Origin of the sequence: Chryseobacterium sp. LAM-KRS1 (assembly GCF_013184525.1) — a bacterium.
Classification (GTDB): domain Bacteria; phylum Bacteroidota; class Bacteroidia; order Flavobacteriales; family Weeksellaceae; genus Chryseobacterium; species Chryseobacterium proteolyticum.
In genome coordinates, this window is the sequence record NZ_JAAOIZ010000005.1 from 295,891 (window position 1) to 317,128 (window position 21,238).

Sequence of the window (21,238 nt, forward strand, 5' to 3'; positions counted from 1 at the left end):
AATCTATTCGAAAATTCGAGGGTCATCGCTGATCACCCCATCTATTCCCATTTCTTTTAATTCCTGCAGTCTTTCTTTCGAGTTTACTGTCCATGGTATGACTTTCATTCCCAGCTTGTGGCATTCCTGTACCAATCCGGGCGTGACAAGAGATTGATCCGGACTGTAAATTGTAGGAGTAAAACTTAAGAATTTCATATCACCCGATACTCCATTAAGATGATCGGGATACATTCTGAATTTTTCGACAGGGATATTTTTAAAATAATTCCGCTGCTGGGCGAGCTTTTTATCATCCACCTTCTCTACCAGTAAGGCAGTCATTATTTTAGGATATTGTGCATGGATAAGCTCTAAGGTTCTTGGATCGAAGGATTGAATAATAACCCGGTCCTGGATATTTTTTCCTACAATGATCTTCATCATCAGATCGACAAATTCCTTAGGTTCAGGATGGAAAATATCATCCGAAAAAGGTCGCGTTTTAGTCTCTATATTATAAAACGGCAAAGGCCTTTTAAGTTCCCGGGCATAACTCTCACAGGCATCTATAACATCTGAAAAGAGCGGTTTTTGTACCCTCATTTTCTTTTGGTCAGGATAATTAGCTAGTGTTTTCATCCCTACATCAAAAGTTTTGATCTTTGCATAAGGCATTTCATAAATTTTGTAATAAAATCCTGAATCCCGGGGAATAAATGTTCCGTCAGGCTTTGTTACCAGTTCAGGTGAAAGAAATGCATCGTGAGAAAGAATCACCTGCTTGTCTTTTGTGATGGCAAGATCCATTTCAAGTGTCGTAACCCCCATCTTTAAAGCATTTTTCATTGCAGGGATGGTGTTTTCCGGATATAAGGATTTTCCACCCCTATGCGCCTGGGTATCAAAATACTGAGCTGAATACAGCTGAATAAACAGAAATAAAATACCCGTGATAAATGTACTTTTCATAATCCTGATCTTAATTACGCAAAATTAAAGGATACCGGCATATCCTGTACGACAGTAATATTAAGCTTTTGCTACATTTATATCAATTATTTTTTTCGACAATAAAAACGAAAAAAGACCTGATATTATGCTATCAGGTCTTTTTATGTATTGATTGTTGAGACAATTAATTAAATAGCTCTACTTCCTCCCCTTTTGCTACAGGATATTGTTCTGTAAAACATCCAAAGCAGTGATTGGAAGATCCTAAAATTTCTTTAAGGTTTTCTGTACTGAGGAACTCTAAAGAATCTACTCCAAGGTAGTTTCTTAGCTCTTCAGTCGTCATATTGGCTGAAATCAAATCATCTTTTGATGGAGTATCAATCCCAAGATAACAAGGTGCAATGATCGGAGGAGAAACACTTCTGAAATGGATTTCCTTTACTCCGGCATCCTTTAAAATCTTAACCAGTCTTTTAGAAGTAGTTCCCCTTACAATAGAGTCGTCAATAATAACTACTCTCTTGCCTTTAATTTCAGATATAATAGGATTCAGCTTCAGGTTAACGATCCTTTCTCTCATTTCCTGAGTCGGAACAATAAAACTTCTTCCGATATATCGGTTTTTAATTAAAACCGGGCGGAAAGGGATCCCTGATGCTTTTGAAAAGCCAATCGCTGCAGGTACTCCTGAATCCGGAACTCCGATAACGATATCTGCATCCACAGGAGCTTGTTCCCAGATTTTTTCACCCGACTTTTCTCTGATCTCATACACATTAATGTTTTCTAATGTAGAGTCAGGTCTTGCAAAGTAGATATATTCGAAAGAACAGATTCTTTGTTTTCCTTTTTCATTCACCATATAAGACTGTAATCCGGTCTCATTTTCGTTGGTGTAGATGATCTCTCCAGGTAAAATATCACGAACATACTGTGCTCCCACTGCGTCCAATGCTACGGATTCAGAAGCCACCACATATGATTTTTCATCAATAGCTCCTAAAACCAACGGTCTGATCCCGTTGAAATCCCTGAATGCAAAAAACTTATTTCTCGTCATTCCTACCACTGAATAAGCTCCTTCGATCTTTTCCATTGTTGCTTTGATCGCTCCTCTTAATCCCAGATCAAGGTTTTTCTGGATTAATCTTAAGATAACCTCAGAATCTGAAGTTGCTCTGAAAACAACACCTTCTGCCTCCAGTTCGGCTTTCAGTTCTTTTGCGTTCGTTAAATTACCGTTATGTGCAATCGAAAGTATAATCTGGTCATATTCATTTTTCGCAAAAAATGGCTGGAAATTGTACTTCTTTTTGTCTCCTGCTGTAGTATAACGTGTATGCCCTATTGCAGAATTCCCCATAAAAGCTTCAGGATCCTGAATATCTTTATAAACGTCTAAAACCAACCCTTCATCTTTCAGGTTATTGATCTTCCCGTTTTTAAGAACGGAAATACCACAGGCCTCTTGTCCTCTGTGCTGTAAAGCAAAAAGTCCGAACTGAGAAAGGGAAAACGTATCCAGATCATTGTCAGAATACAATCCGAAAATACCGCACTCCTCATTCGGAGCATCAAGTCTTTCCTCTTCCTTTGTTCTGAAAAGGTTTCTACCGTAAGTCTGGTTTTTAAACTGTTTTAAATATTCACTTTTATGAATGTCTAAACTTTTCATTTCTATTTTTTCTAATCTAGATTTTATTTTGATAGATTCTACAATTAGATGTGAAATTCAATATTATGTTAAATACAATCTCAAGTCTGATTATAAATCTTCCGTATTACTTATTTATTAAGTAAAGCTTTCAGTCTGTTATAGATTTCGACATACGCTTCAGTTACTTCACCTAAGTCTCTTCTGAATCTGTCTTTATCTAATTTTTTCATGGTGTCTTTATCCCATAATCTGCATGTATCAGGAGAGATTTCATCTGCCAGGATAATTTCACCATCTGATGTTTTCCCTAATTCGATCTTGAAGTCAACCAGGATGATATTCATTTTATCAAACAGATCGATAAGGATTTCGTTGATATCAGAAGTCAGCTCGTACATTTCGTCAAGCTCTTCATACGTAGCTGCACCTAAGAAAACAGCGTGGTGATCATTGATCAAAGGATCTCCCAATTCGTCTTTTTTATAGCAGATATCAAAAATAGTTACCGGAGATTTTATACCTTCCTCTACTCCTAATCTCTGAGCCATACTTCCGGCAGAATAGTTTCTTACAACCATTTCCAAAGGAATAATGGATACTTTTTTTACCAATTGTTCTCTTTCGTTCAATTGTTTAATGAAATGAGTTTTAATCCCTTTTTCATTTAAATACTCAAAAATTAAAGTGGTGATCGCGTTGTTCATTTCGCCCTTAAGATCAACCTGTCCTCTTTTCTGAGCATTGAAAGCCGTAGCATCATCTTTGAAACGCACTACTACTTGATCAGGATTATCGGTAGCAAACACTTGTTTAGCCTTACCTTCGTACAACATTTCTTTCTTTTCCATTTTCTAAATTGTCTTTATAGTTAGATTTATAATTATTTTATTAAAATTCCCGTTAAAACAGCCATTCCAAAACTTAAAAGCGTTCCTACCAATACATATTCAGTCAACTTTCGTTGTTTTGCCTGTGCAAGGTCACTGAATCTGAATACAGATTTGGCAGCAACCATGAAACCTACCCCTTCCCAGTGGTTTACCAGAATAAAAATAAATACCAGTAAACGTTCCAGGATTCCTATATATTTACCTGCACTCGTTAAAGATTCGGTTTGTATATTATTCTGAGCTTCAGCAACCGGAGTCCATGAAGACAGTAATATTTTAATGATAATAGATGAAGGCGTCGTTAAAAATAAAACAGCCATTACTATTTTCAGAAATTCCTGATTTTCAAATATTGTTACATCAAATTCTTTAAAATAAAATGAAACACCTAGAATGACCAGAATATGAAGAACCTGATCAATAAAAAACCATCTTTTCTTTGTTTTAATGTTTTGAAAGATAAGCTTAGCTGCATCAATGATAAAATGAGAAATACCTACCAACGCTGCCACCCACCAAAGTTGAAGGTTCCAGAGGAAAATAAAAGTTAAAGCGGTATGTATGAGAACATGCAGGTAGAGATACCTACTTTTAAGTTTACGATTTTCTTTATCAGCAACCCATGAATTTGGCTGAAGAATAAAATCTCCGAGTAAATGTGCCAATATGAGTTTAGTGAAAATCATGTTACAGTTCTGAAATTTTCTTTCTAAAATATTGATTTGTCTCTACGATAAGGTCATAGTTCGCCCGTTTTAGCCTCTGGCTTACCGAAGATTGCGATATGGCAAACTTCCTGGCTAGATCTTCCTGGGTGATATCTTTATTCATAATCATTTCATGAATAATCTCTGCGGTAGCCATTGTCCAGTTATCAAAATCTTTTGAAGCCCACTTTAAAAGAATATTGAGGTCCCTGTCTACCGTTTCGTTCGATGTTTTAATAGCAACAGTATCACCATCACTCTTTAATCCATTCAGTAATCTTCCGGAATTAACGTAGGCCGTTCCATTGGATTCGGTAATCTTTTCGGATGAAAAGTTTTCCTCACCAATACCGATGGCTATCCTTACATCTAAATTTTCCTGACTTTTTATAATAGATTTTATGGCTAGAAAACGCCAGAAAACTTCATCGATAGTACACTTAAACTGAAATTCATCTCCTCTGTAAATTTCCCATGTGAGGGGTGAGCTCCCCCAATTCTCCAGGAGATTCTTTAGTTTGGTAATCCAAACTTCTGTGTCTGCATGTTGCGAATTTATAATATCACCGGTGATGACCGCTATCATTTTGCAAATATAAGCATAATTACTTATAAATAAAAGATATAAGCAGAAACACTTATAGATATTAATTATTAGTGAATCTGCTTATATCAATATACTGTAAAACAGTAGATTCAACGGGATATGAGCTCTTTAAAAATTAATTTCCAGAACTATAATTTCATTACTTTTTAAAGTGAAAAAATCTATTTTCTGAATTTTATAAAGTTATTTCTTAATAAATTTAAATACTTTGTTATCCAGTTTTAAAAGATAATGACCGGATTGTAAATTCTGTACGGAAATATTATTTTTATTTAGGAAAGGTATTTTTTCAGTAATCAATACCCTTCCGGACCAGTCGATGATCTGTGCCGTTTCTATGCCTTCTGTTTTTCCGCTTACAAATATATTTTCACTGACAGGATTAGGATATATTTTAAGTTCTTCCTGTCCGGCATACTGAATATCCTGTAAAAATAAAGTTCCCGTATCTTCACAATGATCAGCAGGATGTACGTCCCATTCATTTATATTAAAAGAAGTTGTGGGCTGAGTAACATTAGCTTTTCTGTAAAGAGAAACGTCAGTCAATTGAGATGAATTGGATTGGGACTTGATACCAATAGCATCAACAGTTGCAGATTTATAACTCAGCTCAATATACTGGCTTCCTGAAAATGTCATTTGCGGGGCTGCAGTAACAAACTTAGCGCTTTCATTGCCAAAGCATGAAAAACTGGCGTTAGGATTTAAAATAATAAAAGTTTCATTATTCTGTACGATGCCCTCCAGTTCATATGGAGCAGGAAAATAATAATTGGTTCCACTAGGAAACTGAATAGCAAGTCTGTAATTGCTTAAATTCACCGCATGCCCCGTTCTGTTGGTAATCTCAATAGCTTTATTATTGGATGTTCCTTCTAAATATTTAGAAACAAAAAGGTCTTTGGAGTATACATCGGAAGCAAGAGTGGTTACTGAAACAATATTACTGTCTGGTGAAAAAAGATATCCGTTATCATAGGCTTTAACCGTATAATTGTAGTTGGTAGAAGGAGAAAGATGATCGATGCTTATCGAGGTATTTCTTGTTGATGCCACCAGCGACCCATTCTGATAAATCTTATATCCGATAACATCTGAACTTGTACTTGGCGTCCAGCTCAATGTTGTAAAGTAGGCGCTTGTCTGACTCACAGTTAGATTCGTTGGTGATTGAGGAGAAATCGTGTCAGGAACCTGTCCCCAGATATCATTTACCCATTGCGGATGATCAATAAATGGATTTCTGTTCTTTTGTATCATGTAAACAGAATTATTTCTGTCAATTTCTCTTTGGGAAACAGGATCCTGGGCATGCCATTGGAGAAGCATAGCTATATACGCATCATCAAATGCTTTTTCTTCCGTACCGTCCAGAGGATTGGTATCCGAGGCCGGGTTTGCATTATTGTTGAATTTAAAAGTTCCTAATTTTCCTTCATACCTCACTGCAAAATACAATAAGCTCCTGGCAACATCTCCTTTGAACTCATCTATTGGTTCGTAAACACGTCCTGTATAAGCATAATTGGGAATGGCACTTCTTCCGATTTTGGAAGAATTGGTAAAGGTGTAAAATACATTAGAAGGTGTTGTAGTAGAAATTCCATACGGATAATTACTTCTCAACTGATTGATCCTTGCATCTGTTGGTGCTACATAAAACAAATCCGAATACATGGGATAGTTACTGTAAAATGTACTTTGAGGCATCATATGCTCTCTGTTCCATCCGAGTCCTTCGGCCGACGAACTTCCTATAAGATTAGCGGTCGTATATTCGTAAGCATCCGGTCCTGTCGGAATTTCAGAGTACATATCCAATAGTATCGTCGTGTTGCTTGCATCATGATCATAATAAATATCGAGATCCGTCTGATTATAATAATTGGTGAGATCACCATAATGCCAGCTTATGTTCTTAGTCGAAATAATGTCATGCAATCTGGACTTCAATGTAAATCCGGTAAGTCCCGTTGTTCCGTCATAATATCCGGCCGGAGCTTGTGCTGAAACAAAAGAGGAAAATAAGATAATAGATCGTAAAAGTTTTTTCATATTCTAAAATTTGGTATTGTAAAATAGATAAATAATCAATATCTCTTTACATGATTTTTATTAAAAAATTATTAAATTATATTATGTAAAAAACTGATAGTTAATTTATTGTAGACAGAATATTACGCAGTGGATAATTTATTTTCGTATTTCTACAATTTAAGTATCTTTGAGAACTAACTATTTACTTATATAATGAATACCGAGATTGTTGACAACATCAAAATGATAGCAGAAACAGCAAAAGAATTTGCTGAAAAAAACATCAGACCCCATATTATGGAATGGGACGAGAGCCAGACTTTTCCAAAAGATCTATTTCATCAATTAGGAGAAATGGGTTTTATGGGAATTGTTGTTCCTGAGCAATATGGAGGTTCCGGGTTAGGCTATCACGAATATGTTACTATTCTTGACGAAATTTCTCAGGTAGACCCTTCTATCGGACTTTCTTTAGCCGCACACAACTCATTGTGTACGAACCATATTTACGAATTTGGAAATGAAGAGCAAAGACATAGATGGTTGCCTCAGCTTGCAACAGGAAAAGTACTTGGAGCATGGGGATTAACAGAACACAATACAGGTTCAGATTCAGGAGGAATGTCTACAACAGCTGTGAAGGATGGTGATGAATGGGTAATCAATGGAGCTAAAAACTTCATTACTCATGCTATTTCCGGAGATATTGCAGTCGTAATGACAAGAACGGGAGAAAAAGGAGCAAAGAATAATTCAACTGCTTTTGTTTTGGAAAAGGGAATGCCGGGTTTCACTTCAGGAAAGAAAGAGAACAAACTGGGAATGCGTGCTTCTGAAACGGCTGAATTAATTTTTGATAATGTACGTGTACCAGATTCTAATCGTTTAGGAGAAGTTGGAGAAGGCTTCAAGCAAGCTATGAAAATCCTGGATGGTGGAAGAATATCGATTGCAGCATTAAGTCTTGGGACAGCAAGAGGTGCATATAAAGCAGCATTAAAGTATGCTAAGGAAAGACATCAGTTCGGAAAATCTATCGCAAGCTTCCAGGCTATTAATTTCATGCTTGCTGATATGGCAACTGAAATTGACGCTGCTGAACTTCTTATTCACAGAGCTTGTACATTAAAGAATGCAAAACAAAAAATGACCAAAGAAGGAGCAATGGCGAAGTTATTTGCTTCTGAAGCTTGTGTGAGAATTGCAAATAATGCAGTTCAGATTTTTGGAGGTTATGGATACACTAAAGATTTTCCTGCAGAAAAATATTACAGAGATTCTAAACTTTGTACCATTGGTGAAGGAACTTCAGAAATCCAGAGATTGGTAATCGGAAGAGATATTACACAATAATTTATTTTCAACTATCATGATTAAACAGGCTCTTTTAGGTGAGTTTCTCTATGAAGCAGAGAATACCCGAAAAATTTTAAATGCAATTCCCGACAGTGTTCTGGATTGGAAACCTTCCGATAAAAGCTGGACCACGGGCCAACTGGCCTCTCATATTGCAGAGATTTACAACTGGTATGAATATACTTTCAATCAGGATACTTTCGATATGGGAATCTACCAATATGATAAAGGGGATATTTCCACAATTCAAAATATTGTAGCAAAGTTTGAAAATAATGTCAGTAGAGCCCAACAAGTAATAGAGGGCTCTGATGAAAGTACATATTTTAATGAGTGGAAAATGGAAATGAATGGAAAAATTCTTTTCGCTCCTACTCCAAGAGTTCAGGTAATTAGAGGCTTTTTATTTAATCATTTATATCATCACAGAGGAGAACTGGTTGTTTATCTGAGATCAACGGGAAATAAAGTTCCCGGATTGTATGGCCCTACGGCTGATGATAGATTGTAATGTAGAGTTAACTTATCAATAAATGAATAGCATGCGTATTTTACGTATGCTATTTTCTTTTTTTGATACAATATGAATTTTGTTATTCTCAACATAATGCTTAATACATTTAAAATATAATCAAAAAATTTCTTAAAAAATTTTGTTTTCTGTTGTGAATTTTTTATTAGCTTTGACATTCCACAATCAAACAAATATTTTATGAAAAAACAATTAACTCTGATTGGAGTGCTTTTTATGACGGGCATTTCTTTCGCTCAGACCGATCGTCTCTGGTCTCAAAGTTCACAGAAAACATCTGCAAATGTTTTCGAGAATAAAACGAACATCAATAATCCAAAAGTCTATACACTGGACATAGATGGTTTGAAAAACGCGCTTTCAAGAGCTCCCAAAAGACTGGCTGCCGGCGAAAAATCACAAGTCATTATTTCTTTTCCTAATTCTGACGGGAAAATGGAAAACTTTAAAGTAAAAGAAAATTCAAATTTTGATCCACAACTGGCAGCCCGGTATCCGGACATTAAATCTTACGTTGGTGAGGGTCTTGGAGATTCTAATTCCACAGTTTATTTCAGTATTTCGCCCTTAGGGTTATCCTCGATGGAAATTTATGGTGATAAATCGGCTGTGTTCATCGAGCCTTACACCAAAGATCTTTCAACTTATGTGGTTTATAAAAAATCAGACAAAAAAGACAATCTTAACAAATTTGAATGTACTGTTATTGATGTTGCCCAAAAAGGGATTGATAATACCAGTCTCGCTGCAAGACCTAACGCTGATGATGCCAAGCTGAGAACTTTCAGATTAGCACTTTCATGCACGGGAGAATACACTACTTATTTTGGGGGAACAAAAGCCAATGCTTTAGCTGCAATGAACAATACAATGACCCGCGTAAATGGTGTTTTTGAAAAAGATTTCGCAGCAAGAATGGTTTTAATTTCTAACAATGATGCTGTAATTTACACTAACGCTTCTACGGATCCCTACTCTCCTTCAAGCAGCATGAATAACTGGAATTCGCAACTTCAAAATACCCTAACTTCTGTGATTGGCGAGGCTAATTACGACATCGGACACCTTTTCGGGGCTACCGGAGGTGGTGGAAATGCCGGATGTATCGGATGTGTTTGTACAAACGGCTCGAAAGGAAGTGGCTACACCTCCCCTGCTGATGCAATTCCTTCAGGAGATAATTTTGATATTGATTATGTAGCGCATGAGATGGGGCATCAGTTCGGAGGAAACCATACATTCTCTATGAGCAATGAAGGAACCGGAGCTAATATGGAACCTGGTTCAGGATCTACCATCATGGGATATGCAGGAATTACCTCTCAGGATGTACAACCTCATTCTGATGCATTTTTCCATGCAATAAGTATCCAGCAGATCACTAATAATATTAAAGCTAAAACATGTCCTGTAAGTACAGCAACAGGAAATGCAATTCCAACCGCTAATGCAGGATCTGATTACACTATTCCTAAAGGCACACCATTTATGTTAACAGGAACCGGTACGGATTCAAACGGAGATTCCTTAACCTATATATGGGAACAAATGGACAATGCTTCTTCGTCACAGACAGGAGCAAGCTCTGCAGCCAGCGCAACAAAAGCATCCGGACCTACTTTCAGATCATGGACTCCAACAACTTCTCCAACCAGATATTTTCCAAGGATGGCTTCTATCCTTGCCGGTGCTACCACAACCGCAGGTTCAGAAATTACTGTAGAAGCTTTATCTAATGTAGCAAGAACACTGAACTTCAGATTTACAGTTCGTGATAACAGAGCCGGAGGTTCAGGAAACAATTCTGATGATGCAGTGATTACGGTAAATTCTACAGCAGGACCATTTGTGGTTTCTTCCCAAAATTCAGCAACGACATATACAGGAGGAACTTCCCAAACTGTAACATGGGATGTAGCAGGAACTACAGGAAATAATGTAAATGCTGCTAATGTAGATATTCTTTGGTCAACTGACAGTGGAAATACCTGGACTACATTATTGGCCGGAACACCTAATGATGGAAGCCAGGCTGTTACCATACCTAATGCCTCTACGACAACAGGGAGAATTATGGTAAAAGGTTCCAATCATGTATTCTTTGATGTAAATAACGCTAACATCACGGTAAATGCAGGTTCAGGAGGAACTGATACTGTAGCGCCTACAGCACCTACTCTTGCTGCTTCCGGTACTACTGCAACCACAACCAATTTATCATGGAGTGGAGCTACGGATAATGTAGGAGTTACCGGATATGATGTATATCAGGGTGCTTCATTAATAGGATCTACTGCTTCTACTTCTTATACAGTAACAAGCTTAAGTCCATCTACCACTTACAGCTTTACCGTTAAAGCAAAAGACGCCGCAGGAAACACTTCAGTAGCCAGTAATTCCGTAAGTGTAACAACTCTTGCAGGAAGCACGGTAACCTATTGTTCAGCAAGTGCAAACAATACTGCTGACGAAAGAATAGGAAATGTGAAGTTTGGAACGATCAACAACACTTCTACGGGAACTGCAGGATACGAGAATTTCACATCTGTTTCCACTAATGTTACAAGAGGAACTGCCTATACAATTTCTATTACTCCGGTATGGACTTCAACCGTATACAGTGAAGCGTACGCAGTATATATTGACTACAATCAAAACGGAGTCTTTACAGATAGCGGCGAATTGGTATGGACCAAATCAGGATCTACTACAACACCGGTAACGGGAAGTATAACGATTCCTGCCTCTGCTGCACTTGGCTCTACAAGAATGAGAGTAATGATGCAGTACAGCTCTATCCCATCATCATCTTGCGGAACTTATACGTATGGACAAGTTGAGGATTACACAGTAAATATCGGATCAACATCTAAAGGAGACATATTAGCTGGCAATAATATGCTTACAGATATCAAACTTTATCCTAATCCGGTAAAAAATATCCTTAATGTTTCCAATACAACATCTGAAGAATATAAAATCTTCGATATGACAGGAAAATTAATCAATTCAGGAAAACTCGAAAGAGGATCTGTTAATGTAAATAATCTCGTAAAAGGAGCTTATATGATACAAATTGGTGAAATTTCAAGGAGATTCATTAAAGATTAATAATATTAAATCAGGATTAAATGAAAAAGCTACCTCACCAGAGGTAGTTTTTTTATTTGTTGATTTAGAAAAAAATTAATCATTTATTTTGTTTTAATTTATTTTATTCATTTTTTATTAAAAAATTAACTATTATTCAATTCGTAAATGAAAATAATAATTAATACCTAGTAAAAATATGAATTAAGTACGTTTTTCGTAATATTATTTTCGTTAGCTTTGGTATTCCACAATTAAACAATATTTTATATGAAAAAACAGTTATCCATGATTGGGGTGCTTTTAATTTCGGGCATCTCTTTCGCGCAGACCGATCGTCTCTGGTCTCAAACTTCACCAAAGACAGCATCGCAGGTTTTTGAGAACAAAACCGGCATTACTGATCCAAAAGTGTACTCACTAAATCTTGATGCACTCAAAAGCGTCCTTTCAAAAGCTCCAAAAAGATTGTCTGCGGGAGAACCATCAGAAATTATTATTTCTTTTCCTAATTCAGAAGGAAAAATGGAAAATTTTAAAGTAAGGGAAAACTCAAACTTTGATCCTCTTTTAGCTGCAAAATATCCGGATATTAAATCGTATGTTGGACAGGGAGCAGAAGATAAAAGTTCGACTGTGTATTTCAGTATTTCTCCTTTGGGGCTTTCTTCTATGGAAATTTACGGTGACCGCTCTGCTGTTTTTATTGAGCCTTACACGAAGGATCTTTCTACGTATGTAATTTATAGGAAGTCTGATAAAAAGGATGCACTTAATAAATTTGAATGTAAAGTGATTGATGTTGCACAGAAAGGGATTGATAAAACAACCGTTGTTGCAAGACCGAATGCTGATGATTCAAAGTTAAGAACCTTTAGATTAGCCCTTTCCTGCACCGGTGAGTATACGTCTTATTTTGGAGGAACTAAAGCAAACGCCCTGGCTGCTATGAATAACACAATGACCCGTGTAAACGGAGTGTTTGAAAAAGATTTTGCTGCCAGAATGGTCCTTATCTCAAATAATGATGATGTCATTTACACCAATTCATCCACCGATCCTTATTCCCCTTCATCACAGCTTGATAATTGGAATTATGAACTTATGCAAACCTTACACTCAACAATTGGTGATGCCAATTTTGATATAGGACATTTATTCGGAAAAGATGGTGGTGGTGGTAATGCAGGTTGTATAGGCTGTATTTGTAGCAATGATAAGACTTTAGATTCTGATGGTTCACCTGAGAATTACAAGGGAAGCGGATACACCTCACCGGCAGACGGAGTTCCTTCAGGAGATAGTTTTGATATAGATTATGTAGCTCATGAGATGGGACATCAGTTTGGAGGTAATCATACATGGTCTTATCAGACCCAAACCGGATTGCAACCTGTAGAACCGGGATCCGGATCTACCATTATGGGCTATGCAGGGATTACAAGTTATGATGTGCAAGCTCATTCGGACGCTTTATTCCATGCTTTAAGCATTCAGCAGATTACGGACAATATTAAAGCCGCAACCTGCTCTGTAAATACAGCTACAGGAAATTCCATCCCAACAGCCAATGCAGGTCTTGATTACACTATTCCTAAAGGCACACCCTTTATGTTGACAGGAACCGGTACGGATGCTGACGGAGATACATTAACTTATATCTGGGAGCAAATGGATAAGGGAACTTCTTCACAAACAGGATCCAGTTCTGCAGCCAGTGCTACAAAAACCGCTGGTCCTACATTCAGATCATGGACACCAACTGCCTCTCCTACCAGGTATTTCCCAAGAATGGCTTCTATCCTTGCAGGTGCTACAACCACCTCAGGATCCGAAATCACAGTAGAAGCATTATCTAATGTGGCAAGAAAACTGAATTTCAGATTTACAGTCCGTGATAACAGAGCCGGTGGATCAGGAAATAATTCCGATGATGCTATAATTACAGTAAACTCTACAGCTGGTCCATTTAAGGTGAGTTCCCAAAATTCTGCCGTAACTTATGCCGGGGGAAGCTCTCAAACCATAACATGGGACGTTGCAGGAACTACAGGAAATAATGTAAATGCGGCTAATGTGGATATATTATGGTCAACCAATAGTGGAACTACCTGGACTACTTTGCTGGCGGGAACTCCAAATGACGGTACCCAGGCAGTAACAATTCCTAATGTTGCAACAACAACAGGAAGAATTATGGTAAAAGGAAGCAATCACATTTTCTTTGATGTGAACAATGCCAATATAAAGGTAACTGCATCTTCAGCCAAACAAAAAGACATCACTAAAGACCTGATCACCGAGGTGAAGCTCTTCCCTAACCCGGTAAAAAATATCTTAAATGTTTCAAACGCTACTTCAGAAGAATATAAAATTTTTGATATGGGCGGGAAACTAATTAATTCAGGAAAACTTGAAAGAGGAGCCATTAATGTAAGTGGCCTTATTAAGGGAGTTTATTTACTTCAGACTGGAGAAACAACAAAAAGGTTTATTAAAGAATAATTATCTTGATAACAATGATCTTAAGGCTACTCTTTTTAGAGCGGCCTTTTTTTATTCAATTCATCTTATAGAAAAGTAATAAATTCTAAAATTAAAAACTAAAAAAGTAAATAATTCATTAATTATTAATTTTTAAAATAATTTATTCTTTTATTATAGTTTTTTTAATTTAAATTTATCGAATCATTGTACCGCCTGCCATCGGGTATTCGGATCGAAGATGCTATTAGTAAGCATTGCCTGATTCATATCACTTTGCATTCCATTACTTTGGATAAAGTCTTAATAAGCGCCTTATTTTACATCCAAAGTGAACCAATAAATTTATTCCGAAGATGACCGCCAATATTCACTAGATGAATATTAATGAAAAAGATATGCCTCCTGACACTAACTTAATTATAAATAAAAAACTAATTATTATGAAACATTTACTGAAGTATTTACTTTTTTTATCCGTTATCTTTTTCTCGACTGCTTGTAGTTCGGACAGGGATGATGAAATTGATAACACAAACGGAGTTACCCACGTATTTTATAAGAACGCTGATGAATTTGCCTTAACTTATGACACCGCGGGATTGGTTAACCAGGATATCCGGAATCAGGCTTTCGAATTATATAAACAGGGAAAATGGAGTGAACTGGAAGCTCTTTTTAAAGCCAATAATCTAAATGGAGGCTGGCCCCCTGCCAATGGGGGATACAATATAGTTGATAATGTTCCCTTTCAGGCCGGGCAAAAGTTTGACCGATACAGCGGAGCGATTAATTATAATGGAAGCGGAATTCCTACGTTAGGAGGCAGTTTTACAAGTCCTATTATAAACGGGTATGTGTATACTTTCTCTCAAAGAGCATTAAATCAACCTGAAAACACCTATGATTTTTATTATGAGATCGATGTTCTGAATAATTCATTACCTTTCACTTCCCAAACAGCTGATGTAATTCCCTGGTTTAATCAGGTAGGTGGCGGAAAACAAACGATGTGGAAAATCCCTATAGATCCGGCAACCGGCTATCAGAAAACCTGGAATAAGCTGGCGGAGGAAGGATATGTGAAAATAACCATAAAAAAAAGTCCAAGCGGTCATTACAACAATTTAGTAGGTACAGTGATTCAATAAAAGACAGATCCTGATGTATTCAATATCAAAAAAAATAAGAATTGGCAGAAAAGTTCTCGTAGCAAAAACAGTTTTTACCAATGGTGAAATTATCCCATCTGCAGTCACAACATTTGCCTGTTGTGACTGCGGTTATGAAAATAAACTCGAAATTATCCCTTATCAATCAGGGTTCCCGATCCTTCAGATTTATCAGAGTGACAAAGTCCTTTCGAAAAATGAATTAACAGATAATGGTATTGTTGCTCCCACCCTCCCTAGCATGTTGCATTTTGGAGAATTAACGGTTTCTAATTTACCTACCTTATACTTTGGTACGGACTGTCCATCCTGCCACTCCTCTTATATCTGTGTTTTCAGTTATGGTGAAAAACAACCGGGAGCAACGGTCTTACATATTTCCGGGGTCTGGAAATTTGAAAAAATGGAGTAATCTGTTTTTAATCATCATTTTGATAATTTCGCATGGTTATTAATGAACATGATTATATGCAAAATCCGACAGAGGATCATGAAGCTTAGATTACGGAGAAGTAGTCTATATTCTACCGTTTTTAGGTACATTTTGCGTTGTACATTTTACCATTAGCAAATCGTTTTCTATCTTTGCTTTAAATAAAAAAATTCATGGATAAAATTGATAGTCTGAACCAAGTAGCAGAATTCCATACTACTTTTAAAGCCCCTATTTTAGAAACACCACAAATTCCTTCTCCTGAAAGATGTAATCTTAGAGTTGAACTGTTACAGGAAGAATTAAACGAATTAAAACAAGCAATCGCAGACAATGACATCGTTGAAATTGCAGATGCTTTATGTGATTTACAATATGTTTTGAGTGGTGCTGTTTTAGAATTTGGTCTTGGCAACAAATTTGTAGAGCTTTTCAACGAAGTTCAGCGTTCCAATATGTCAAAAGCATGTGACAACGAGGAGCAGGCAAATGAAACTGTTGAATTCTATAAAGAAAAAGAAGTAGAATCTTTTTATGAAAAATCAGGAGAAAAATTCAACGTTTACAGAAAAACCGATCACAAAGTTCTGAAAAACAAATACTATTCTCCTGCTGATTTGAAAACGATCATCGAGAAATAAAATATGAAAAAATTTATTACAAATACTGTTGCAATTTCAGGATTGTTCCTGGCTACCCAGCAGCTCAGTGCTCAGAAAGTGGTTGTAAACCGTGAGGTAGAAACCCAGAATGATGGCAAAATGCTTTTGGGTAACCAGTTAAAAGAACAGTTTTTAAAGGCACCTTATGCAGATTGGTATGTGAAAGAGCATGATGAATATGCTTTAGATCAGAAGGCCATTGCAGACTTGAAAAAAGCTAAAATAAGTTCTTATCACATTATCGTTTTCATGGGAACCTGGTGTGAGGATAGCCACAGGGACTTTCCGAGACTGATGAGAATCCTGGAAGAAGTAAATTTTCCGGATAACAGGCTGACCATTATTGCAGTCAATCGCAAAAAGGAATCTCCATCAGGAGAAGAAGGTATTTATAATATCCAGAAAGTTCCGACTATTATTGTTGAAAAATATGAAAAAGAAATCGGAAGAATTATTGAAATGCCCAAAACCGGTTATGTAGAAAGGGATCTGGTAGAAATTCTGAAAAAAGATGACAAATCGGTACTTAAAGAAATATTTAAAAAGTAAATATTGAAAAATAATAAGCTTATACTATCTTTTGTAGCAGGAATTCTTGTGATGCTTTTCCTGTTTTTCGGTCTTAAGTCCTGTTTTAATTTTGGAGGCAAAACGGAAAAATCGGATTATTATATTCTGACGAACCAGATTTCCAAAATGAATAAAATGGTGGTTTTGGAACAGAATATTTCCAGCATGCAGAAAACCAAAATGGGTTATGAAGTATTCGGAAACGAAGTATCCAGTAACAGTATAATCACCTATACCAAGACCAATGCCCAGGTTTCCTACGATCTTAATAAAATGAAGATAGAGGTGGATTCGATCAATAAAAAACTGGTTATTACTCAGCTGCCTAATGCCGATATCCGAATTACTCCAAGTGTGGAAATACAGTCGCTTGACGATTCTTTCTTTAACAGGATTTCTGAAAAAGACATTAAAAATGTAACCAACAAAGCAAAAGAAACAGCTATTAAAGCTATTGATGAAAATAAGCTACGAAATGAAGGACGTAAGCAATTGATGGAAAATCTTAATAATATTTTTGTTTTGGCAAAGGCTTTGAATTATACCATTGAAGACAAAACAGGTCAACTCGGTATTTTAGAACTTTAAAATCTAAGCTATGAATTCAAAAGATAATGCTAAAAAGAAGGAATCTGCCAATGCTGCAGAATCGAAAAAACAAAACCAGGATTTCCCGGATATTCCTGCATCATCTAAGAAAACCAATCCACCGGATATCGATAAAGAGGATATTGAAAAATCTTCGAAGAATAAGTCCGGAAAAACAGATAATACCCGTCGGTAAAATAATGAAAGGTCTGCTTCAGAAGAAGCAGACCTTTTCAATATAAAAAAAATAAAATCAAACTCTTAGTTATCACTATACAATAGTGGATTTTCCGATCTTGATATTCTCAAAATTGTAATATGATTTTTCGGAAAATCTGATATAGTCCGCAATGAAGTCCCCTACTTCGCTTGTAGAATAAGATTGCTTCGCATTAAGATCTACGGTTACATATTTGTTTTCAATGGCATGTTCTACCGATTCTCTCAATTTATCTGCTGCCTGATTCAATTTCAGGTGATCCAACATCATTGCCGTACTCAATATTGAGGCTACAGGATTAGCAATACCTTTGCCTTTTGCCTGCGGATAAGACCCGTGAATAGGCTCAAATAGTGCATTTTCATTTCCTATAGATGCGGAAGGCAGAAGTCCTATGGAACCGCCGATTACACTCGCTTCATCAGAAATGATGTCTCCAAACATATTCTCCGTTACGATAACATCAAATTGTTTAGGATTAAGAATCAGCTGCATCGCAGCATTATCTACAAACATAAAATCCAACTGAACTTCAGGATATTCCTGGGCGATTTCCTTACAGATCTTTCTCCACAATCTTGAAGTGTCCAGAACATTAGCTTTATCAATAAGCGTTAATTTCTTTTTACGTTTTTGGGCTTCCTGAAATGCCATATGGACAATAGGTATAATATCTTCCCTGCTGTATTTACAAACATCATAGGCATAAGATCCTTCTTCATCGGTAAATTTTTCACCAAAATAGATCCCACTCACCAATTCCCTAAAAATCTGAATATCCGCTCCTTCAATGATTTCTCTTTTCAAAGGACTTTTCTCAATCAATGAAGAATAGGTTTTTAACGGCCTGATATTGGCAAAAAGCCCTAATTCCTTACGAAGCTTCAGCAATCCCTGTTCAGGCCTTACTTTTGCGTCGGGATTATTATCAAAAGCAGGGTCGCCTATCGCTCCAAAAAGCACGGCATCTGATTCTTTACAAATGTCCAGTGTTTGTTCAGGCAACGGATCTCCTGTCTGAAAAATTGCTTCCGCTCCCATCAATCCATAGGTAAACTGGAAATTGTACTGGAACACTTCACCAATTACTTTAAGGATTTTCACACTCTCACTGACCACCTCAGGACCAATTCCGTCTCCGGGAAGTACAGCTATTTTGAAATAATTATTGTTCATATACTTTTTGTGTTTTTAATTCAAACTCTTTTATGGCTTCTTTTTTACTGATCAGAAAATCAATGTCGTCATATCCGTTAAGCAAACATATTTTCTTATAAGAATCCAATTCAAAATATTCTGTTTTACCATTAAAACTTATAGTTTGCTGTTCAACGTCTATGGTAATTTCCTTTTCAGGATTTTCTGTAATGTCCGTTAAGATTTCCTGTAAGAATACATCAGAAACCTTTACAGGCAACAAACCGTTATTCAAAGCATTTCCTTTGAAAATATCCGCAAAATAACTGGATACAATCACTTTAAACCCATAATCGGTTAAAGACCAGGCAGCATGTTCACGGCTACTTCCACAACCAAAGTTATTACCGGCTACTAGAATCTCACCGCGGTACTGGGGTTTATTTAAAATGAAATCAGCATTTGGCTGATTGGTATGGACATCATATCTCCAATCTCTGAACAGATTATCTCCAAACCCTTTTTTGTCTATACTCTTCAGAAACCTTGCCGGAATGATCTGATCAGTATCTATATTCTCTACAGGCAAAGGAATTGCACTTGATTTTATTATAGTTAGCTTTTGCATTGCTTTAGTTTACTAGATTACAATATGTTTTGGTTAAAAGCTGCTTTATTTAAAATGTATGAGAAATCAGTTCAAACAAAAGCAGCTATTTTTAACATCCTCTATTTGTATGTCTTATTATTAATTTAAATTTTCAAAAATATTGATTCTGCCTTCTATGGCGACTTTAGCAGCAGTCAACGGACTTGCCAGAATAGTTCTGGCTCCCTGTCCCTGTCTGCCTTCAAAATTTCTGTTGGAGGTCGAAACGCAATATTCACCTTCAGGAATCTTATCATCATTCATGGCCAGACAGGCTGAACATCCGGGCTGCCTGATCTGAAAACCGGCATCATTGAATATTTTATCAAGGCCTTCTTCATAGATCTGCTTTACGACTAGCTGGGATCCAGGAACAATAAGCGCTTTAACATTTTGAGATTTATTCTTCCCCTTAATATATTGCGCTGCAGAACGAAAATCTTCAATCCTTGCATTCGTACAGCTTCCAATAAATACATAATTTACCTTAATATCAGAAGGAGACTGACCGGCTTTTAATCCCATGTATTGCAACGCCTTTTCCTCAGATTCATTTTGTGGAACAGGAATAATCTCATCCAAAGAGATACCCATTCCCGGGTTTGTTCCATAGGTAATCATAGGTTTTATTTCTGATGCATCGAAACTAAATTCAGCATCAAATATGGCATCTTCGTCCGTTTTCAGGCTCTTCCAATAGGCAAGCTTTTCTTCCCACTCCTCTCCCTTTGGTGCAAAAGGTTTTCCTTTTACGTAGGCAAAAGTCGTTTCATCAGGAGCAATCATTCCTCCTCTGGCTCCCATTTCAATACTCATATTGCATACCGTCATTCTTCCTTCCATCGACATTTCCTCAAAAACCGACCCCGCATATTCACAGAAATAACCGGTTCCCCCATTAGTCCCTACTTTAGAAATAATATACAGGATAACATCCTTAGGCTGGACATCTTTTTTAAGCTTTCCATTAACCGTAATCCTCATTGATTTTGGTTTATTGAGCAATAAACACTGGCTCGCAAAAACCTGTGCTACCTGGCTGGTTCCGATACCAAAAGCTATTGTTCCGAAAGCTCCGTGTGTAGAAGTATGACTATCTCCGCATACAATGCTCATTCCCGGCTGCGTGATCCCCAGTTCCGGTGCAATAATGTGGACAATTCCCTGATAGGGATGCCCAAGACCATATAGTTCGATATTATTTTTGGTACAGTTTTCAGTAAGTTGTTGTACCTGGTTTCTTGAAGACTCATCGCGGATAGGCTGCTCCTGATTTAAAGTCGGTACATTGTGATCCGCTGTAGCTACAATCTGATCAGGCCTGAATATTTCAAGATTTCTGGATTCCAGTTCTGCAAAAGCCTGAGGGCTTGTCACTTCATGAATAAGATGTTTATCGATATAAATAATTTGCGGTCCGTCAGGAATTGTTTCCACCACATGAGCATCCCAGACCTTATCAAAAAGTGTTTTCTTATTATTGTTCATTTTTTGTTTGATTTTATTGA

General features: G+C 36.8%; 19 protein-coding genes. 10 read left to right on the forward strand and 9 right to left on the reverse strand.

Annotated features, from left to right (window positions below):
• Positions 1-3 precede the first annotated feature (3 nt).
• From G9C87_RS15955 to G9C87_RS15980, 6 genes are all read right to left on the reverse strand, one after another.
• The gene (locus G9C87_RS15955) at positions 4-951 is read right to left on the reverse strand and encodes a glycerophosphodiester phosphodiesterase family protein (protein WP_172282945.1); all 948 of its coding nucleotides are present in this window, start codon (positions 949-951) and stop codon (positions 4-6) included.
• 166 nt (positions 952-1,117) lie between these two features.
• Entirely contained in the window at positions 1,118-2,611 is a 1,494-nt protein-coding gene (gene purF / locus G9C87_RS15960; RefSeq protein ID WP_172282947.1) for an amidophosphoribosyltransferase, read from the reverse strand.
• A gap of 110 nt (positions 2,612-2,721) precedes the next feature.
• Complete coding sequence (gene purC / locus G9C87_RS15965) at positions 2,722-3,441, reverse strand: phosphoribosylaminoimidazolesuccinocarboxamide synthase (RefSeq protein ID WP_172282949.1); 720 nt, start codon at positions 3,439-3,441, stop codon at positions 2,722-2,724.
• A gap of 32 nt (positions 3,442-3,473) precedes the next feature.
• Positions 3,474-4,169, reverse strand: a complete 696-nt coding sequence (locus G9C87_RS15970; RefSeq protein ID WP_172282951.1) for a DUF3307 domain-containing protein — start codon at positions 4,167-4,169, stop codon at positions 3,474-3,476.
• A 1-nt stretch (position 4,170) separates the two neighbouring features.
• Complete coding sequence (locus G9C87_RS15975) at positions 4,171-4,776, reverse strand: SatD family protein (protein ID WP_172282953.1); 606 nt, start codon at positions 4,774-4,776, stop codon at positions 4,171-4,173.
• A 204-nt stretch (positions 4,777-4,980) separates the two neighbouring features.
• Positions 4,981-6,855, reverse strand: coding sequence for an endonuclease (locus tag G9C87_RS15980; RefSeq protein ID WP_172282954.1), 1,875 nt, complete (start codon positions 6,853-6,855; stop codon positions 4,981-4,983).
• Positions 6,856-7,050: 195 nt separating this feature from the next.
• Between G9C87_RS15980 and G9C87_RS15985 the strand changes: the two genes are divergently transcribed.
• The 10 genes from G9C87_RS15985 (at position 7,051) to G9C87_RS16030 (ending at position 17,920) form a co-directional block, all read left to right on the forward strand.
• Positions 7,051-8,190 carry an acyl-CoA dehydrogenase family protein gene (locus G9C87_RS15985; RefSeq protein WP_172282956.1) on the forward strand — a complete coding sequence of 380 codons (1,140 nt, stop codon included), beginning with the start codon at positions 7,051-7,053 and terminating at the stop codon, positions 8,188-8,190.
• A 16-nt stretch (positions 8,191-8,206) separates the two neighbouring features.
• A complete protein-coding gene (locus G9C87_RS15990; protein ID WP_172282958.1) occupies positions 8,207-8,704 on the forward strand; it encodes a DinB family protein in 498 nt (165 codons plus the stop codon).
• Positions 8,705-8,905: 201 nt separating this feature from the next.
• Positions 8,906-11,836: a reprolysin-like metallopeptidase gene (locus G9C87_RS15995; RefSeq protein WP_172282960.1), complete on the forward strand. Its 2,931-nt coding sequence runs from the start codon at positions 8,906-8,908 to the stop codon at positions 11,834-11,836.
• Between the two features lie 249 nt (positions 11,837-12,085).
• Entirely contained in the window at positions 12,086-14,320 is a 2,235-nt protein-coding gene (locus tag G9C87_RS16000) for a zinc-dependent metalloprotease (RefSeq protein ID WP_172282962.1), read from the forward strand.
• Positions 14,321-14,742: 422 nt separating this feature from the next.
• The gene (locus G9C87_RS16005) at positions 14,743-15,450 is read left to right on the forward strand and encodes a glycohydrolase toxin TNT-related protein (protein WP_172282964.1); all 708 of its coding nucleotides are present in this window, start codon (positions 14,743-14,745) and stop codon (positions 15,448-15,450) included.
• Between the two features lie 13 nt (positions 15,451-15,463).
• Positions 15,464-15,883 (forward strand): hypothetical protein, encoded by a 420-nt coding sequence (locus tag G9C87_RS16010; protein ID WP_172282966.1) that lies wholly within the window; start codon positions 15,464-15,466, stop codon positions 15,881-15,883.
• Positions 15,884-16,077: 194 nt separating this feature from the next.
• Positions 16,078-16,545, forward strand: a complete 468-nt coding sequence (locus G9C87_RS16015) for a nucleoside triphosphate pyrophosphohydrolase family protein (protein ID WP_172282968.1) — start codon at positions 16,078-16,080, stop codon at positions 16,543-16,545.
• Between the two features lie 3 nt (positions 16,546-16,548).
• A complete protein-coding gene (locus tag G9C87_RS16020) occupies positions 16,549-17,115 on the forward strand; it encodes a thioredoxin (RefSeq protein ID WP_172282970.1) in 567 nt (188 codons plus the stop codon).
• Positions 17,116-17,118: 3 nt separating this feature from the next.
• Complete coding sequence (locus G9C87_RS16025; RefSeq protein ID WP_172282971.1) at positions 17,119-17,724, forward strand: DUF4230 domain-containing protein; 606 nt, start codon at positions 17,119-17,121, stop codon at positions 17,722-17,724.
• 10 nt (positions 17,725-17,734) lie between these two features.
• Positions 17,735-17,920: a hypothetical protein gene (locus G9C87_RS16030; protein WP_172282973.1), complete on the forward strand. Its 186-nt coding sequence runs from the start codon at positions 17,735-17,737 to the stop codon at positions 17,918-17,920.
• 75 nt (positions 17,921-17,995) lie between these two features.
• On the opposite strand, the gene leuB is transcribed toward G9C87_RS16030, so the two are convergent.
• From leuB to leuC, 3 genes are all read right to left on the reverse strand, one after another.
• Positions 17,996-19,120 (reverse strand): 3-isopropylmalate dehydrogenase, encoded by a 1,125-nt coding sequence (leuB, locus tag G9C87_RS16035; RefSeq protein ID WP_172282975.1) that lies wholly within the window; start codon positions 19,118-19,120, stop codon positions 17,996-17,998.
• The gene (gene leuD, locus G9C87_RS16040; RefSeq protein WP_172282977.1) at positions 19,110-19,709 is read right to left on the reverse strand and encodes a 3-isopropylmalate dehydratase small subunit; all 600 of its coding nucleotides are present in this window, start codon (positions 19,707-19,709) and stop codon (positions 19,110-19,112) included. The genes leuB and leuD overlap by 11 nt, the downstream gene beginning before the upstream one ends.
• A 120-nt stretch (positions 19,710-19,829) precedes the next feature.
• On the reverse strand, positions 19,830-21,218 hold the full coding sequence (gene leuC, locus G9C87_RS16045; protein WP_172282978.1) for a 3-isopropylmalate dehydratase large subunit: 1,389 nt from the start codon (positions 21,216-21,218) through the stop codon (positions 19,830-19,832).
• Positions 21,219-21,238 lie beyond the last annotated feature (20 nt).

Coding starts and splice junctions, on each gene's coding strand:
- leuB (WP_172282975.1), bottom strand. CDS start 19,120: ATGAACAATAATTATTTCAAAATAGCTGTACTTCCCGGAGACGGAATT.
- G9C87_RS16000 (WP_172282962.1), top strand. CDS start 12,086: ATGAAAAAACAGTTATCCATGATTGGGGTGCTTTTAATTTCGGGCATC.
- G9C87_RS15980 (WP_172282954.1), bottom strand. CDS start 6,855: ATGAAAAAACTTTTACGATCTATTATCTTATTTTCCTCTTTTGTTTCA.
- G9C87_RS15990 (WP_172282958.1), top strand. CDS start 8,207: ATGATTAAACAGGCTCTTTTAGGTGAGTTTCTCTATGAAGCAGAGAAT.
- G9C87_RS15970 (WP_172282951.1), bottom strand. CDS start 4,169: ATGATTTTCACTAAACTCATATTGGCACATTTACTCGGAGATTTTATT.
- G9C87_RS16005 (WP_172282964.1), top strand. CDS start 14,743: ATGAAACATTTACTGAAGTATTTACTTTTTTTATCCGTTATCTTTTTC.
- G9C87_RS16020 (WP_172282970.1), top strand. CDS start 16,549: ATGAAAAAATTTATTACAAATACTGTTGCAATTTCAGGATTGTTCCTG.
- leuD (WP_172282977.1), bottom strand. CDS start 19,709: ATGCAAAAGCTAACTATAATAAAATCAAGTGCAATTCCTTTGCCTGTA.
- purC (WP_172282949.1), bottom strand. CDS start 3,441: ATGGAAAAGAAAGAAATGTTGTACGAAGGTAAGGCTAAACAAGTGTTT.
- G9C87_RS15995 (WP_172282960.1), top strand. CDS start 8,906: ATGAAAAAACAATTAACTCTGATTGGAGTGCTTTTTATGACGGGCATT.
- G9C87_RS16030 (WP_172282973.1), top strand. CDS start 17,735: ATGAATTCAAAAGATAATGCTAAAAAGAAGGAATCTGCCAATGCTGCA.
- G9C87_RS15975 (WP_172282953.1), bottom strand. CDS start 4,776: ATGATAGCGGTCATCACCGGTGATATTATAAATTCGCAACATGCAGAC.
- purF (WP_172282947.1), bottom strand. CDS start 2,611: ATGAAAAGTTTAGACATTCATAAAAGTGAATATTTAAAACAGTTTAAA.
- leuC (WP_172282978.1), bottom strand. CDS start 21,218: ATGAACAATAATAAGAAAACACTTTTTGATAAGGTCTGGGATGCTCAT.
- G9C87_RS15985 (WP_172282956.1), top strand. CDS start 7,051: ATGAATACCGAGATTGTTGACAACATCAAAATGATAGCAGAAACAGCA.
- G9C87_RS16015 (WP_172282968.1), top strand. CDS start 16,078: ATGGATAAAATTGATAGTCTGAACCAAGTAGCAGAATTCCATACTACT.
- G9C87_RS16010 (WP_172282966.1), top strand. CDS start 15,464: ATGTATTCAATATCAAAAAAAATAAGAATTGGCAGAAAAGTTCTCGTA.
- G9C87_RS15955 (WP_172282945.1), bottom strand. CDS start 951: ATGAAAAGTACATTTATCACGGGTATTTTATTTCTGTTTATTCAGCTG.